Here is a 17,164-nt window from a genome sequence, read left to right as displayed (position 1 = left end):
ACACTTCTGTGTCTTTTTTAATATCATCGACAACTCTATTACAGCGTCCAAAATTGAAGATCGTGAATATAGGCCGTGCCGTCTTTGGAGAAAAACCGGATTCCGACACTTTCCGGATCAGGAAATACCAGTCCTGACATGACATGGTCGCCATCATTCACAAAGAGCTCCACGGTGGACCGGTCTAGAAAAATATGAAGCCGAAGCATGTTTTCAATCTCCGCCCTGAGACTGCATTCTTTGATTCCCCCGGGCCCGCGACCGGAGCAGGTTCGATCAAAGATAATCTTTCCGTCAGTTGTGTTCACCTTCAGAACGGTATTTTCTTGGCCATCAGAAGAGGAGCGAACCTGAATGCCGATTTCGCTGGCGCTCGATCTTTGAAGGTCGAATTGAACAAGCATCTCCAGGCAGTCGCCCTCAACCTTCGGAAATGTATGAAATTCCCCCTCGGTTACCAGGTAATCCCTGAATGAATGATGCCGTTTGCGCAGCTGCTTAAGCTCCTGCAGAGGTCGAATCCGTAAGCGGCCGTTTCCTTCATGCACCAGTTCTCTCGGGATCGTCATGCATCCTGCCCACGTTTTTTCTAAGGATTTGCCGTCCATGGGCATCCAGCCGAACATGAGCCTTCTGCCGCCGGCATCCAGCATCGTTTGCGGGGCATAGAAATCGAATCCGTCATCCAGCTTGTAGAAATCGCCATGCTCATAGGCTCCCGTCGAATAATCCAGAACGCCTGAATAATATCCCGCAATTTGCCCCTCTCCTTCCATGCCCTCCGGACAGAGCAGGAGAAAGTCCTTCCCATCAAGCGAAAATAAATCCGGACATTCGTACATGTAGCCTGCCTTTCCGTCGCTCTCCGTAATGACACTCTTAAACCCCCATTCGAGCAAATTATCGGATTGATATAGCAATACCTTGCCAAGATGATGATTCCTCGCTCCCAGGACCATATACCATTTCCCGCCATGGCTCCATACCTTCGGATCCCTGAAATGATTGGTCTGTCCGACATGGGCCGGCGGGGCGGCAATCACGGGATTCCGGCCATACTTGTGGAAGTCGACCCCATTCTCGGATACCGCCAGACACTGCTGCTGAAGCAGATCGTCCGGGAGCCCTGCCGGGGTTGTAAAGACGTTTCCGGTATAAAACACATACAGCCTGCCCTCATGTTCCACCGCACTTCCCGAAAAGCATCCATCCTTGTCGTAATCCTCGCTGGGTGCAAGGGCAATGGGAAGCTGTTCCCAATGAATCAAGTCCTTGCTTGTGCAATGGGCCCAATGAATATGTCCCCACTGCTCGGAGAACGGATTGTATTGATAAAAAAGATGGTATTCGCCTTGATAGTAAATCAGGCCGTTCGGATCGTTCATCCAATTCACGGGCGGGCTTACGTGATAGGCTGGACGATGCGGGTCGGCCGGTGACAATTCCAGCGATTGTTCTACGGCATGGGCTGCTGTTTCTATCGCCTTGCGATGGCAAAGCTGATTGTGGGCCATGTTCTCCACCTCAATCTCTCTATATTTTGTTCTATTTCACGGAACCCTGAGTTACGCCTTGGATGATAAACCTTTGCGCAAACAGATAAACGATCAGAATCGGCAGAATGACCAGCAATACCGCTGGAAGAAACTTTTCATTATCGGTCGTATACGTTCCTTTAAATACCTGAATCGCCAGGGGCAAGGTATAGCTCCCCCGTCCCGCGTTCTGCAGAACAAGCAGCGGGAGCAAAAAGTCGTTCCAAATCCATAAAATATTCAGAATCCCGATTGTAACCGTCGTCGGCATAAGAATCGGCAAAATAATTCGGAAAAATGTCCCGCGGCGGTCGCAGCCATCCATAAAGGCGGCTTCCTCCAGCTCCAGCGGGATGCTCTTGACGAAGCCATGATAGATAAAGACCGCAAGCGGGCTCCCGAAGCCGAGATACATGAAGATCAATGTCGATTTCGGCATGGTCTGTATCCAGCCCAGTTTCGCTCCGTACAAAGAGACCAGGGGGATCATGATCGCCTGAAACGGGATGATCATCGAGGCCACCATCGCGAAGAACAATGCGCCGTTGGTTTTGGTCTTGTTCCGTACGAAGTAATGAGCCGTCATAGCTGCAAATACGCCAATCAGGACCACGCTGCCGAGGGTAATTCCCAAGGAATTGAGAAAACTTTGAAAATAATTCATCTCTTTCATCGAAGCCGCGAAATTGCTGAAGTTAAACGTGGTAGGCCAGGCTAACGGGGACTCAATAATCTCCGCGTTCGTTTTAAACGAGTTAATGATGATCAGCAGAAATGGAGTAATAAAGGCAACGAGCGAAACAACAAGGATCGTATAGACGAGAGTGTTTACCAGGAACCTTGCGCTCTTCACTAGGCTTCAACCTCCATTCTTTTTCCTATATATACCTGAGTGATTGTAATCATCGCGGCCAACAGGAACAATACGAAAGCTTGCGCCTGGCCGGCCCCGTAATCAAAACGAATGAATGCCTTGTCATAAACGAACATAGAAGCCATCACGGTGCTCCCGAACGGACCTCCGCCCGTCAAACCGTAGTTCACGTCATAAACCATGAAGCCTCTTTGAAGCGAAAGGAATATGGTTACGATGAAAGAGGGAACCATCAGCGGCAGCACCATGCGGGAAAGACGTTTCCAGCCGTTAGCGCCGTCAATCTTGGCCGCCTCCATCACATCCCTCGGCAGGCTCATTAAACCCGCAATAAAAATGACCATCATGTAACCGGCATACTGCCATACCGTCACAATGACTAAAGCCCAGAAAGCCAGCTTCTCATCTCCCAGCCAGGTTTTGCTAAAGAGTCCCAGGCCGGTATGTTCGCCGATCGCAGTGAAGAGATTATTGAACATAAACTGCCAGATGAAGCCGAGCACCAGTCCTCCGATCAAATTAGGCGTAAAGTAAGCTGCGCGAAAAAAATTTTCTCCCTTGATTCCATTGGTCACCAGGTAGGCCAGTAAGAACGCAACCCCGTTAATAAGAATAACAGTAGCTAACACATATTTGACTGTAAGCCAAACGGATGACCAAAATTTGCTGTCCTGCATTACTTCAACGTAATTGCTGCCGCCCACGAAGGGCATGGTTGAAGAAACCCCGTCCCAGGCGAAAAAGGTCAAATAGATGCCGTAAAGAAACGGGATGACAATGACAGCTGTGAACACCAACACCGTTGGTCCCGTGAAAAAAACTTGATTTCCCAAGCGTCTCATATGATTTTTTTCTGCTATCACAGGAGGCCCTCCTTTCTTCCCACTTGCAGGTTTAAGCTGCTTTAAATTAGGAATGCCGATGGAAATTGATTTTCCTTCTCCACCGACATTCTGCATCGTGTTCCGCCTTTTACTTCACGCTAGTCCAATAGCTTTCCACTTCCTTTGCCAGCGCCGTACGATCCACCTTATCCACCAAATATTTCTGCATGGAGGCGCCAAGCACTTTCCAGTGATCGCCAGGCACGTAGTTGCCTGCGAACGGAATCGATTTGCCCGCGTTGTTGTAGGCTTTGAGGGATTTGGCCAAAGGATTCGAAAGCTCTTTCGTGTTATTCTTAAAGGCCGGGATGATATTGAATTTATTCACCATGATATCCTGGCCTGTCGGATCGAACACGAGCCAGTCGAGAAATTTCTTCGCTGCGTCTTGCTGTTCGGGCGTGGATTGCGTCTTGTCGATAAACACTTGTTTCGTCGCCCCGATCGCGAGCGATTCATTCGCATGATCTCCGGCGTTGTTGCTGACGGGCACCGGAAGGAAGGCAAAATCGCCGTCCGGGCTGGTCTTCTGCATTTCGGTAATCAACCAGTTGCCGTTAAACGTCATCGCTGCTTCGCCTTTTGCAACGTCTGCAGCCGTTTGCTCCAGCACAACCGCCAAGGGATCCTTTTTGCCCTTATTATATTTTTTCATCACATCGAACGTATCCATCAATCCGTTAAACACGGGGTTATCCGAAAGCTTCGCTTCTCCGGACTTCAACGTCTCCAAATATTTTTCCACCCCGGCAGGCTGATTGGCATAGGCAAGGGCGAGGTAGTGGTTGCCCAGGGACCAATCCATGCTTCCGACGGTGATCGGCGCTAAACCGGATGCTTCGATCTTCTTGAACAAGTCATCCAACGCGTCCGTGGTGCGAATCGTGGCCGGATCGAAGGTTCCGCCGACCGCCTGATCAAGAACCTTCTGGTTGTAAATTAGGCCGTAGCCTTCGACGGCGAACGGGAAAGCAATGGTTTTGCCGTTAAGTTCATTCGGCTGCGCCAGCTCACCGACCCATTTCTCGCCTGAAAGGTCCAGTGCCTTGTCGGCAAACTTGGCGATATCTCCGGCATCCAGCATAGCCATCGTTGCCGGCGTACCCGCTGCGTAAAGGGAAGAAGCCCTCTCGACGGGAGACTGGCCCTCACTCGCTGAAATCACATCGACTTCAATCCCCGGATTCGCCTTTGTAAATTCTTTTGCCGCCTCTGTCATCTGCTGTTGAATTTCGGATTTCGAATTAAGGAAAGTGACTTTGACTGCTTTGGGGGACGCATCCCCGTTTGACCCACTTATGGTTTTGTCCGCATTGTTTCCGCCGCATGCCGATAGAGGCAATGCAAAGGCAAGAAGCAAAAATAAAGCGCTGCCAAAACGAGACACTCTCATATTCATTCTCCCTCTCTTTTGTAGGAAACTTTAAAACTCACTTGAAGTATATATGTTAAGCGTTTGACATGTCAACCGCTTAACATATAGTTCATAAAAATTTCCTGCCTTATTTTACGTCGAGCCTCTCTCAACTAAAGTTACCGGCAATACATTTTCATTTTTAATCTCTTCCCCGCGGATGAGCCCGTCCAACAGATGAACCGCTCTTTCCGCCATCTCCTCAATCGGTTGTTTAATGGTTGTCAGGGCAGGGGTGACCAGAGACGCCATTTCAATATCATCGTAGCCGATCAATTTGATGCGCCCGGGAATATCGATTCCTTTGCCCATGCATACCTTGATCACATTCATCGCCAAAATATCGCTGCTGGTAAAGATTCCGTCAATGTCAGGGTTCTGTTCCAGAAGGCTTGTAATCACTTGCTCATAGCCTTCGCTCTCAAACACGTCCGGTCCCAGCTCGATAACGATCGGCTCAACCCCCTGAGCCCGAAGCGTTCTTACAAACCCGTCCGTGCGTTGATTGCTTAAGAGATCCAGCCCCAGATTACCGGTGATATGCGCGATTTTCCTGCATTCTTTTTTTAGCAACAGTTCCGCGGCATAGATGCCCCCCTGTTCATTATCCGACGATACGTAAGGGATATCCGCGATTCTCCTGTCAAACGTGATGATCGGCTGCTTCAATTTTTTATACTCATCCACTTCAAGCGTATGGCTGCTCATGAACATGCCATCCACCCGATTGCTTGTGAGCATGTCAATATACTCCTTTTCCTTGCCCTGATTCATCCGGGAATTGCACAACAGGATCTTGTAACCCCGTTGCGACGCATACTTCTCGATATAGTTCGTCAGCTCCGCAAAGAACGGATGCGCAATCGTCGGGATAATCACGCCCAATATCATCGTTTTTTTACGAGACAGGGAGCGTGCAATCTCATTCGGCTGGTACTGCATCTCCCGCATGACCCGATGTACCTTTTCCCTGGTTTCTTCGCTAATGTAGCCGCGGTTATTCAGTACCCGGGATACCGTTGTCACTGTAACGCCGGCCCTCTCCGCCACATCCTTAATTGTTGCCAACTCCTGTTCCTCCTCTCCAAGCGATCCCCTTAGAATCATACCAACAAAATCGTTCATTATCCAGCGCATCATCCTCTTTCCCTCTATGTCGCCGCTGATACCCCGCCGGTGAGAACTGCCGTATCAGACGCTTTTGGTCAGTTCTTGCTGCTTTCGCGCGTTATCGACCGTCTCAGCCACCGGATTTGCGTGATTGATTTGATCCCTTACTAGGTATTGGGCAGTCCCATTTCATCGGATTAACCAGGGGGCTTTTCCAATGTCTATTCTAAGGGGCACACTTCATCTGTGCAGCAGGGTGTTGCCGATTTTGATTATGGGTGACGGCTGTTCCAGAATCCGGTTAGCAGTCGGAAAGGAATGTACAATCCGATATAGGAGCCGGCTGCTAGGAACCAAGGATTCATAAGTATATTGTGAATATTTGTGGTAAGTACGGTGTCAAGCATGATGTTTCTGTAAACCGCTGCGGTGATAATCGATCCCGCCATATAAAAAGAAAGCAGCGCAAGCCAGTGCAGCGTATATCTGGCAATGCGGCTCCAGACCGCGAGGACAGTCATCACAAACGGGACAAAGATAAAACCGCCGATGAGCAAATAAAGCAATGCGGGCACCTCCCACTGTTCATTGTGAGCATCCGTATGCTTGTTTAAACCGGGGTTCGCAAAAAGTTCTCGTGCAGATTTTTAGAGGCCCTTTTTTCCCAAGGCTCAAGCCCATTTTTTACACTTGGCGACACCATTGCCCCGGACCTTACATAATATGAGTTGACTGTATCCCTTTACCTTGTTATACCATACAAAACCCGAGCAAGGAGGGGTGACACCATTGAAGGGGAACGATCATAAGAGCAAATTTTTATTGACTCACCGTGAACGTGAAGTGTTCGAACTGCTTGTTCAGGATAAAACGACTCGTGATATCGCCGGACAGTTGTTTATCAGTGAGAAGACGGTGCGGAACCATATCTCAAACGTGATGCAGAAACTCAATGTGAAAGGCCGCTCACAGGCCGTCGTCGAGCTGATCAAGCTCGGGGAATTAAAGATCTGATCGAGCCCTCAAACGTCATTGGCCTTCTGAACTGTGCTCTTCCTTAGTTATTAAGGAGGGCATGGCGAGAAGGTTTTTTGCTTTGTAGGAAATTAGAGATATAATGTTGTTATTTTGATAGCAAACAAAAACTCTTCTATCGCGCAAGCACGCTTGCTGCCCAAAAATTCCAACAATAATCCCCGATTCTATCCTCAGTACCGATGTTTTCTTCGGGCGTGGCTGCATGCCGGACTTGGACTTGCAATTCTATTATACGAAAAGGAAACCACTGTACCAACCAATCCGTCACATTCTTCTAGGGTAACGGCCAGACTGGAAATGCATCCGTTAAACACTTTCAATTTATACAGCATTAGGCTTACGTCTTGCTCCGGAAGAAACCGCAAATATAAAGCCTAATTCTCGGCCCTCTCGCCATTTATATTAGTCTCTCTTTCATTTCATGCTGTCTTGTTGAGTCATGGAACGAAAAAAAAGGCATCTCAGCGATGGCGATGTCCCCCTCTTTTCCTTATGAAATCATTCCTTTTAATTCTCAATCGTGCTGTGTACGGTGTCGACCGACAAACCAGCTTCTCGCTTTGTTCGTGTTTATGTAAACCTTATTTCCATAGAAGACAGCCCCCGTTTAGCAGTAGTTCCCCTTGCGTTATCAGACAGGCTTCCCTTTGGTTAAGACTTAAAAAAATAGATTGACAGCAATCATCCATCTCATTATTATTAGCTTTGGCGTGATACTGATAATCATTATCATAAAAAGTTGAAATACATATTTTTTAATCAAAGGAGCTGCTTTTCTTGAGATATAAAGTTGTTCTGCCTACTGGCCTGCTTGTTGCTTCCCTGTTATTCAGCGGATGCGGGCAAAAAGAAGACACGGCTGCCGATGCCAAGCCTACCCCACCTGCCGCAGCCGATAATGCCGGGACGGCTCCGGCATCTGCACCCGACTTTTCCGCAGCAACCAAGCAGTACCGTTCCTTTGCGATTGAACAATGCGACCTTTTCGTCAAGGAAACGGAAAAATTCACAAATGCGGTTAAAGCCGGAAAACTCGAAGAAGCGAAGCAGCTTTATGCCCCTGCACGTGCTTATTACGAACGGATCGAACCGGTTGCCGAATCACTTGGCGATCTCGATCCCAATATCGATGCGCGGATAAATGACGTGGACGCTGCCGAATGGCGCGGATTCCACCGCATTGAGAAAGCGCTTTGGGAAGACAAAACGACGGCCGGGCAGGAAGGTTATGCCGACCAGCTTTTGAAGGACGCCCAGCTGCTCCGGGCCAAAATCGAAACGATTGATCTGGATGCGAGCCTGATGGTTACCGGAGCTGTAGAGCTTTTGAATGAGGTATCTTCCTCCAAAGTCACCGGCGAAGAAGAGCTTTATTCACATACGGATCTTTATGATTTTGCCGCCAATGTTGAGGGAGCAGAGAAAATTTTCGAGATTTTGAGACCGGAACTGGCGAAAAAGGATGCCGGACTAGAAAAGGAAATCGGCGAGCGATTCGCCGCCCTCAAGCAAGAGCTGGGCGCATTCAAAAAAGGCGACGGGTATGTGGATTATACCGAACTGAACCAAGATCAAATCCGCAAGCTCAGTCAAAACCTCGACGCATTAGCCGAACCTTTGTCCAATATGGGCAAAATCTTGGGAGTGTAATTCATGTCAGATCATAAACAGCAACCTAGCAACGACTCCATATTAAACAAATCATTGACCCGTCGTGACGTTCTTCGTTTGGCGGGTACCGGCGGTCTTGGTCTTATTTTGGGCGGTGGCGCCATTGGCGGTTTGCTCACAGCCGAAAATAAACGGAAGGAAGGCGCCCGCGTTTCCGCATCCAATGCCGAAGAACGCATTCCTTTTTACGGAACGCACCAGGCGGGCATTATTACGCCTGCGCAAAATTTTATTTACTTTGCAGCCTTCGATATGACCGCGACCGGCAGCAAGGCGCTGCAGAAACTGTTTCGCGCCTGGACTGCGGCTGCGGCAGCCATGTCGGAAGGCCAACCTGTCGGCGATGAGAGCGGCAATTATAACCTGCCTCCGGTCGATACGGGCGAATCGGCGGGCCTGAGCCCATCCCGGCTCACGATTACTTTTGGCGCCGGTCCTTCGCTATTTGACGACCGTTTCGGCCTGGGAGCGAAGCGGCCCCCTTCCTTTACAGACCTGCCGGCCTTTAACGGCGATCAGTTGGAGCCGCAGTGGTGCGGAGGCGACATCGGCGTGCAGGTATGCGCTGACGATATGCAGGTTGCCTTCCATGCCGTGCGCAACCTCGCCCGTTTGGCGCGTGGAACGGCAGTTCTGCGCTGGGTACAGGAAGGCTTCCAGCGTACGGCCGCAGCCGATCCGAAAAGCGGCACTCCCCGCAACCTGCTTGGTTTCAAGGATGGAACAGCCAATCCAGCGGTTACAAATGACCAGGAAATGAACAAGGTGGTATGGGCCCAAAGCAGCGACGGCCCCTCCTGGATGGCGGGAGGAAGCTATATGGCCGTCCGCCGTATCCGGATGCGTATAGAGATTTGGGACCGTTCTACCCTGAAAGACCAGGAAGACACCTTTGGACGTTACCGCGGCAGCGGAGCTCCTCTTGGTGCAGTAAACGAATTTGATCCCGTAGATCTGACTGCCAAAGATAAAAGCGGAAATCTGATGATCCCCGCCGATTCCCATGTTGCATTGGCACGTGGCGACGGCTCGGTTCAAATCCTGCGCCGATCCTATTCGTACTCCGGTGGCATGGACCTCAAGACGGGCCAGCTTGATGCAGGACTGCTGTTTATCAGCTTCCAACGCGATTTGTTCAAACAATTCGTGCCTTTGCAGCAGAAGCTGGCTAAAAATGACCGCTTGAATGAATATATTCTGCATGTAGGCAGCGCCGTTTTCGCCTGCTTTCCAGGGACATCCAAAAACGGATACATCGGAGAAGTATTGTTCTGATCCTGCTTCCCGATTCCTTCATTATTTGTGTGATAAGGAGATTACAACCTATGCTGATAATCCGACATCATTTACAGACCAGAACCGACAGCAGCAAAAAAACTGGCGCACTCGTTTTCCTGATCCTCGCCTTTCTGGTTGTTCTCCAGCTGACTGTTTCTCCGGCAATAGTGAAAGCAAATCCTGCCTCTTCCCTAGATCAACTCCTGCCGGCCGTAGGCAGCGCCCTTGTGGAAGCAGGTCAGCAGCAGTGGCAGGAAGCTGCGGGCGATCTTCAGCAGTTTAAGGAGTTGTGGTCATCCGTTAAGAAATCCGGGGACAGTAACCTGACCGACCCGGAAGCCAAAGTCGATGCCGCCCTGGCTGACGCGGAGGCGAAACTGAAGGCAGAAGATGCTAACGCGAAGCAAGCACTCTCTGAACTTGCGAAAGCAGTCAACGCCTACGTGGATGCAGCTGCGGCGCAGCAAAACGGCGGCGCCAAGTCTGGCGGCGGCACAGAATCGGCCGGAAAGCTGATTCCATTTGCCAAGGAAAGTCTGGCGGCCATGGAGAGCAAGGATTGGGCCAAGGCCAAATCAAGCTACCAAAATATCGTTAATGCCTGGCCGAAAAGCGAAACGCCGATCCGCAGCGATAATTTCGCGGTCTACGGGCAGCTTGAAACCCAAATCAGCCTGGTGCGAATCGCGCTTCAAGCAGATCCTGTTCGCGAGGATCAGGCCGTTTCGGAAATGAAAAAACTGATCTCGCTTCTGAGCGATTATAAAGACGGGAAGATTCAGCAAACAAACGGAACAAATGGCAGCACCTATACTTTGTCTGATCTGCTGGGCTGGCTGGAAACCGCTAGACAGCAAACGGCAGACGGTCACAGCGACAAAGCAGCGGATAACATGAACCAATTTATAGCGGCCTGGCCTGCCGTTGAAGGCGAAGTCCTGATTTCTTCACCCGCTTTGTACACCAAAATTGAAAATCAAATGTCCGAAGTTTCCGGTTATCTTCTGTCCACGCCTCCGCGCAGCCAGGAAGCGCTGACCGTCATGGACGAAATGAAAACTTCTTTGACCCCGATCGCCGGAACCCACAGCTATACGGCCTGGGATGCAGCGCTTGTCCTGCTTCGGGAAGGGCTGGAGGCTATATTGGTAATCGCTGCCCTGCTCTCCTATTTGAAACGCAGCGGCAACAAGGAAGGCCGGAAATACATATGGTCCGGTGCAGGCGCCGGCCTCATATTGTCCCTTCTGCTGGCCTTTGTTTTCACTTATACGATCGCGCAAGCTGCCTCGGGCAGCGCCCGCGAGCTGATCGAAGGCATTACCGGCCTGGTCGCCGTTGTCATGATGATTACCGTAGGTCAGTGGCTGCACAGCAAATCAAACACCAAGGCGTGGAACCAATACGTCGGCAAGCAGGTTGGCCATGCGCTGGCGAAAGGCAGCCTTTGGTCTCTTTTCTCGGTAGCCTTGCTGGCCATTTTGCGCGAGGGAGCCGAGACGACCATCTTTTATATCGGTATGGCACCATCCATCCCGATGTTTCAATTGATCCTTGGCGTTGTCATTGCATTTGCCATTCTTGCTGTGTTGGGTTTTGCCGTCATCGTGTTGTCAGCAACCCTGCCGCTTCGGGCCTTCTTCCTGGTTGCTACGCTGCTGATTTACTACCTGGTATTCCGTTTCCTCGGAGATAGCGTTCACTCGCTGCAGGTCGCCGGACATCTATCCGCGCATACGCAGACTTCCCTGCCTTCCGTGTCATGGCTTGGCATGTATCCGACATGGGAAACCTTTATCCCGCAAATGATTATTTTGGCCTATATCGTATGGCAGGTTCTGCGGCAGGAAATCGGAAACAGCAAAAAATCCAATGTTAACGCATAGTGCTTTTTAATATAAAAATACCCGTTCAACCCGTGTTCTGACGAACGCGGGTTTTGTCATTTCCTGGGGAATATCTTTTCAAATTATTCCTGATTTCCCCTTGCCACAGGACAACTTTTGACCTATGATAAAAGTAAGCTCAAAAATAATTTTCTTCAAAAATTAAAAAATCTCTAAAATTATTTTCGTTTAAATTACATGAGTATTAAACCGTAAGGAGGTTCTTTCGTGGCGCCGATCTTATATGCCCTGGCACAGGAAAAAGAAAAACTGTCCCAGCAGGAACGCCGGATTGCCGAATTTATCCTCTCTTCCCCGGCGGAAGTGGTGCATATGGGAATCAAGGACCTCGCTGAGCAGTGCGGAACCAGTCCGGCCACTGTGACCCGTTTTTGCAAAGTTTTCCATTTAAAAGGATACCCGGATCTCAAGGTCAAACTATCTGCGGAAATTGCTCATACCGAAATGCAGGAACGAAGCCAAATTTCCCATTACCAGGATATCGTCGCCAACAATCCGTTATCCAAAATCGTGGAGGCCATGGAGACAAATCACCTCACCTCCATCCGGGATACGACTTCGCTGCTGGATATGAACCGGCTTGCCGAAGCCATCCGGCTGCTGTGCAACGCACAGCGGATCGATTTGTACGGTGTCGCAACTTCATCGGTTGTAGCGCTCGATTTTTATCAGAAGCTGATCCGGATCGGAAAAAATTGCACCGCTTTTGCAGACCCTCATATGCAGATCACATCGGCTTCGACGCTTACAGACCGGGATGTGGCCGTCGCCATCTCTTATTCCGGTGAAACCGAGGAAACGATCAACGCATTGGCTTGCGCGAAAGACAGCGGGGCAGCAACGATCACCCTTACCTCATATGGCAGCAACACACTGGCATCCATGGCCGACATTCCCCTGTTCGTCTCCTCCCTGGAGGAAGGCATGCGCAGGGGTGACATGGCTTCAAGGATCGCCCAGCTTCATATTATTGATATTCTTTTCATGGGCATGAGCAGCGAGGAGTTCGGACAATACGTGCCCAAGCTCGAGCAATCTTACCAAAATGTCCGAAACTATCGCAAAAAATCAAGAGGAGGTCATTAAAAGTATGAACATCTACACATTTAAGCAGGAGGCCGATTTTGTTTCCACCGGGGCGGGCCTCATTGCAAGCCTGCTTCACACGAAACCAAGGTCCGTGCTCGGACTGGCCACTGGCAGCTCGCCGATCGGCATCTATCAGCGCCTGATTGAAATGAACCAGCAGGGACTTGTCAGCTTCGCCAAAGCTTCCAGCTTCAATCTCGACGAATATGTGGGTTTGCCGGAAGGGCATCCTGAAAGCTATCGCACCTTTATGAACGAAAAGCTCTTTAACCATATTGATATTAAAAAAGAAAATACCCATATACCTGACGGCAACGCGGCAGATCTTGAAGCCGAATCCAAAAAATACGATGCCATGCTTGAAGAAAACGGATCTGTTGATCTGCAAATTCTGGGCCTGGGACATAACGGGCACATTGGATTCAACGAACCGGATGATAGCCTGACTGGCGGAACGCATGTTGTTCAGCTCCAGGAAAAAACTCGGAAAGCAAACGCCCGTTTCTTCCCTTCCATAGGCGATGTGCCGACACAGGCAATTACGATGGGCGTCGGAAGCATTCTGAAAGCCAGACAAATTATGCTGCTGGTACGCGGAGAAGATAAAGCCGAAATCGTCAAGCGGGCGTTAACAGGGCCGATCACGACTCAATGCCCGGCATCTTTGCTGCAATGTCACCCTAATGTTGTTGTGCTTCTGGATCAAGGCGCAGGGAGGTTATTATCATGAGTGAAGTTTCCGGTCAGTTATTATATGGCAAGGTTGTTGTTCCAGGCAGCGTGATAGAAGACGGAGCCGTCGCCATCCAGGACGGAACAATCGTTTTTGCGGGTGAGGCGAAAAACCTGCCGGACTCCTGGCAAAAGCTCGCCGCAAACGGCAAAAAAACGGATGGGTATATCGTGCCTGGCTTTATCGATGTTCACGTTCATGGAGGCAGCGGTGAAGATTTTATGTATTCCGGCAAAGCCGAGCTGGACAAAATCACTTCCTTCCACTGCTCGCAAGGAACCACGGCCATGCTTGCCACCACGATGACCGCGCCGAAAGAAGCCATCGACAAAGTGCTGAGGGAAGTCGATGCTTACAGAAAGCAAGACATGCCTTTTACTATTCTTGAAGGCGTGCATATGGAAGGTCCTTTCATCAGCCCGAAATGGCCCGGAGCCCAAAATCCGGAACATATCGTCAATCCGAACGTGGAATGGCTTGAATCCTGGGAAGCACAGTATCCCGGCTTGATCAAGCAGGTTACCCTGGCTCCTGAACGCGAAGGCGCGCTGGAGGCGATTGCCTGGATGAGCGAACACGGCATTAACGCCGCCCTCGGACATACGGATGCAACCTATGAACAGGTGGAAGCAGCGGTTGAAGCGGGCCTGCGTCAAGCCGTTCATACTTTCAATGCCATGACCCCCATCCATCACCGCAAACCGGGAACGGCCGGGGCCGTTCTCAGCGACGACCGGATAAACGCCGAAATCATTGCTGACGGCATTCACGTGCATCCGGCATGCATTGCGATTTTGACTAAAGTGAAACAAGATGACAATTTGATTCTGATTACCGATGCGATGTCTGCAGCCGGCATGCCTGACGGCGACTATACCATCGGCGACCTGCCTGTGCAGGTGAAGGATGGCGTCGCCATTCTGAAAGGCGAATCGAACAGCCTCGCCGGCAGTACATTGACCATGATCAAGGGCTTCCGCTACTTGGTTGAAACGATCGGCTTGTCCGTAGAACATGCCTCCAGAATCGCCAGCCATAATCCTGCCAAACGGCTGCGCATCGATGATAGAACGGGAACGCTGGAAGCAGGAAAACAAGCCGACGTTCTGATGCTGGATAACAGTTTGAATATTCAAGGCGTTTGGGTACGCGGACGTCAGGTATTTTAAATCCATTTATAAAATCAACATCAAAGCCCTCGGGACGGTTTCATTCTTCCTGAAGGGCTTTTTTCCGTTTTTATAAGTGTATGGTCAACCGCACAAGCAAAGCCTAACATCAACAATAAACTGGATATAAATCCTTACGGAAGCGGTGAACAGCTTGGCTGATTTGGGAGTTGTCATGCCTGTATACAAACAAAGTCCGGTATTTCTGCAATCTGCGCTTCATTCCGTGTTGAATCAGACGTTTACGCGGTTCAGGTTCGTCATCGTCATCGACGGCGCTCCCGAAATGGAGCCCCTGGTTCGAAGAATCGTTCATGGCGATCCGCGTGTCGAGATCATTTCGCATGTGGTAAACCGCGGAGTATCGCAAGCCCTCAATACGGGATTTAACGAACTGTTTAAAGATGAAGAGATTCAATATTTAACCTGGGTTTCCAGCGATAACATTTATAGGCCCCAATATCTCGAAGTATTTCGGTCAGCCCTAGAAGCCGGCCCCGAAAACCTTGGCCTGGTTTACAGCTCATTCCAAGCCATAGATAACCACGATGTTCCTCAGTATGACGAGGCTATGCTGGCGGCATTGCGTAAATATCAGGATAAGCCAAAGGAGAAGCTTCTTGATTCATCCATCGTCGGTGTTTCTTTTATGTATAAAGCAAAGTATGCCAAAATGGTCGACGGAGGTTACTGCCTCCCTCCGGTCGAAGACTATGATTATTGGTTAAAGATTACGGAATATTGCGATATTCAATATATTCCGGTTGAGCTGATGGACTATCGCGTCGATTCCACCTTCAGCGTATCCGCTCAACTAAAATCAGCCGAGGCCCATCGGCATTGGCGTTACACTTATCATCTGGCCAGACATACCGCCCGGGTACGAAGGGGAATTTCACCTGAAATCAGTATGCTATTCCCGGTCTCCGAAAATTCCGCGGCCGCCATACACCGGGTCGAAAACCTGTACGAACAGGTATACAGCAATTATGTATGTTATATATTGGATCTTTCCTTCGATAAACAGGTAACGGCATCATTATCGCAAATCCCGCATCCTACGACTTGCTTTCAATGGCATCCGGGACTTCAAGCCGAAAAGGCTGCTTACCTTGCAGCGCAGGAAATTCAAACGCCTTATGCCATGCTGCTGAACACCGAAGGGTTTCCCAACGTCATGGATCTGGAAATATTATATAGACAGCTGGTGCAGTCGGTACCCGATGTCTGGTCAAATTATTATCTGGATGATCATTTGGACATAGCTTATCGGACAGCTGAGTCATTAGAGCCGCTTCAAAACAATGAACTATACCGAACCGGTAAACTGGTAGATATGCTTAAGCGTATAATTATGAAAAATGGTGGTCTATGATGAAAGTCTTATTTACCTTTTATAATCCAAGCGGTGGAATGGAAACACTGAACCGGGTTCGAAGCAAAGCGCTGCAGAAAAGGGGTATCGAATGCCATTTGCTATATACTGTTGGCGGGCATGGACTGAAGAATATCGAAGGAATAGCGACTTATATCATGAACAGCGAAACGGACATACATGGTTTAATCGAACGCGAACAATATGACGCTATCATCGTGTGTACGGATATCAATATGCTGGTGAAAATCGGGAATCTAGGCTATAGGGGGACACTGATTTATGAATTGCAAGGTTTAGGTACACCTTCGGAAACGGAGATTATTCTCGAAGATTACAGAACCAGAATCATAGAGCATGCGGATGCGCTGCTTTATCCTCACAATCCACTTCTTAAAAAAATGCTTGGATCGTATTTTTCATCCATCCCCCAATTTTGTTTCGATGACCCGCTCGATTGCGACCATTTCGGTTATAGGGAAGGGACCCGTTTGCCTTATCCCGTGATCGGCTGGATCGGCCGGATTCAAGCGAATAAAAACTGGATTGAGTTTCTGCGGATCGGAACGAGATTGATCCAGATCAATCCCCAGATTCACCTATGGTTTTTTGACGATGATACATTGGCTCATCCTGACGAGTTGAATTCGTTCAGACATATTGTCTCTTCCTCTCCTCTTCTGTCGCAGCGGCTGATTCGCTATTCCAATGTCCCGCATCATCAAATGGCGGAATACTTAAGCATGATCGGGGATTCGGGAGGAATGCTTGTCTCCACTTCCATTCAAGAAGGATTCGGATATGCCGTAGCGGAAAGCATGCTGTGCCGATGCCCGGTGCTTTCCACGGACTCTGGGGGAGTTCGAAGATTGATTTACCCAAATCTTACCGGCAAATATTATTCAAGAGGAAATATTGAAGATGCCGTAAAAGAAGCGGTAATTCTCATGATTGACAGCCATACGAGAAATTGGCTCGTGAAGAATGCTGAAGCGCATATCAAAAAACATTTTTCCGCGGATCTATATTCTGAGCGATTTTTGGAAATGATGCACCGTGTATAACCAACATGTTAAAAAGAATAAAG

The 17,164-nt window shown here is 49.4% G+C and carries 15 protein-coding genes; 9 read left to right on the top strand and 6 right to left on the bottom strand.

Features of this window, described 5'->3' with window-relative positions; translation table 11 throughout:
• Positions 1-38: 38 nt before the first annotated feature.
• The 6 genes from L6442_RS07730 to L6442_RS07705 all read right to left on the bottom strand — a co-directional run bounded on the left by L6442_RS07730 (position 39) and on the right by L6442_RS07705 (position 6,383).
• The gene (locus L6442_RS07730) at positions 39-1,514 is read right to left on the bottom strand and encodes a glycoside hydrolase family 32 protein (protein ID WP_212977624.1); all 1,476 of its coding nucleotides are present in this window, start codon (positions 1,512-1,514) and stop codon (positions 39-41) included.
• Positions 1,515-1,545: 31 nt separating this feature from the next.
• A complete protein-coding gene (locus tag L6442_RS07725; protein WP_212977623.1) occupies positions 1,546-2,388 on the bottom strand; it encodes a carbohydrate ABC transporter permease in 843 nt (280 codons plus the stop codon).
• Positions 2,388-3,272, bottom strand: coding sequence for a carbohydrate ABC transporter permease (locus tag L6442_RS07720; protein ID WP_212977622.1), 885 nt, complete (start codon positions 3,270-3,272; stop codon positions 2,388-2,390). The genes L6442_RS07725 and L6442_RS07720 overlap by 1 nt, the downstream gene beginning before the upstream one ends.
• A gap of 109 nt (positions 3,273-3,381) precedes the next feature.
• Positions 3,382-4,686 carry an ABC transporter substrate-binding protein gene (locus L6442_RS07715; RefSeq protein ID WP_212977621.1) on the bottom strand — a complete coding sequence of 435 codons (1,305 nt, stop codon included), beginning with the start codon at positions 4,684-4,686 and terminating at the stop codon, positions 3,382-3,384.
• Positions 4,687-4,800: 114 nt separating this feature from the next.
• Complete coding sequence (locus L6442_RS07710) at positions 4,801-5,775, bottom strand: LacI family DNA-binding transcriptional regulator (RefSeq protein ID WP_212977620.1); 975 nt, start codon at positions 5,773-5,775, stop codon at positions 4,801-4,803.
• Positions 5,776-6,089: 314 nt separating this feature from the next.
• Complete coding sequence (locus L6442_RS07705; RefSeq protein WP_212977619.1) at positions 6,090-6,383, bottom strand: hypothetical protein; 294 nt, start codon at positions 6,381-6,383, stop codon at positions 6,090-6,092.
• Between the two features lie 223 nt (positions 6,384-6,606).
• Here L6442_RS07705 and L6442_RS07700 point away from each other — a divergent pair, with 223 nt between their 5' ends.
• The 9 genes from L6442_RS07700 (at position 6,607) to L6442_RS07660 (ending at position 17,141) form a co-directional block, all read left to right on the top strand.
• Positions 6,607-6,831: a helix-turn-helix domain-containing protein gene (locus L6442_RS07700; RefSeq protein ID WP_036649309.1), complete on the top strand. Its 225-nt coding sequence runs from the start codon at positions 6,607-6,609 to the stop codon at positions 6,829-6,831.
• A gap of 801 nt (positions 6,832-7,632) precedes the next feature.
• Entirely contained in the window at positions 7,633-8,505 is an 873-nt protein-coding gene (efeO, locus tag L6442_RS07695; RefSeq protein WP_212977618.1) for an iron uptake system protein EfeO, read from the top strand.
• Between the two features lie 3 nt (positions 8,506-8,508).
• Complete coding sequence (gene efeB / locus L6442_RS07690) at positions 8,509-9,801, top strand: iron uptake transporter deferrochelatase/peroxidase subunit (protein ID WP_212977617.1); 1,293 nt, start codon at positions 8,509-8,511, stop codon at positions 9,799-9,801.
• Between the two features lie 50 nt (positions 9,802-9,851).
• Positions 9,852-11,690, top strand: a complete 1,839-nt coding sequence (locus L6442_RS07685; protein ID WP_212977616.1) for an FTR1 family protein — start codon at positions 9,852-9,854, stop codon at positions 11,688-11,690.
• Between the two features lie 228 nt (positions 11,691-11,918).
• A complete protein-coding gene (locus tag L6442_RS07680; RefSeq protein WP_194233287.1) occupies positions 11,919-12,797 on the top strand; it encodes a MurR/RpiR family transcriptional regulator in 879 nt (292 codons plus the stop codon).
• Between the two features lie 4 nt (positions 12,798-12,801).
• The gene (gene nagB, locus L6442_RS07675; protein WP_212977615.1) at positions 12,802-13,530 is read left to right on the top strand and encodes a glucosamine-6-phosphate deaminase; all 729 of its coding nucleotides are present in this window, start codon (positions 12,802-12,804) and stop codon (positions 13,528-13,530) included.
• Positions 13,527-14,702, top strand: a complete 1,176-nt coding sequence (gene nagA, locus L6442_RS07670; RefSeq protein WP_212977614.1) for an N-acetylglucosamine-6-phosphate deacetylase — start codon at positions 13,527-13,529, stop codon at positions 14,700-14,702. Before nagB ends, nagA begins: the two co-directional genes overlap by 4 nt.
• A gap of 175 nt (positions 14,703-14,877) precedes the next feature.
• Positions 14,878-16,077, top strand: coding sequence for a glycosyltransferase (locus L6442_RS07665; protein ID WP_237100264.1), 1,200 nt, complete (start codon positions 14,878-14,880; stop codon positions 16,075-16,077).
• Positions 16,074-17,141, top strand: a complete 1,068-nt coding sequence (locus L6442_RS07660) for a glycosyltransferase family 4 protein (RefSeq protein WP_237100263.1) — start codon at positions 16,074-16,076, stop codon at positions 17,139-17,141. The genes L6442_RS07665 and L6442_RS07660 overlap by 4 nt, the downstream gene beginning before the upstream one ends.
• Positions 17,142-17,164: the final 23 nt, after the last annotated feature.

Source organism: Paenibacillus azoreducens (genome assembly GCF_021654775.1).
Taxonomy (GTDB): Bacteria; Bacillota; Bacilli; order Paenibacillales; family Paenibacillaceae; genus Paenibacillus_AQ; species Paenibacillus_AQ azoreducens.
This window is presented reverse-complemented; position numbering and strand designations above follow the sequence as displayed.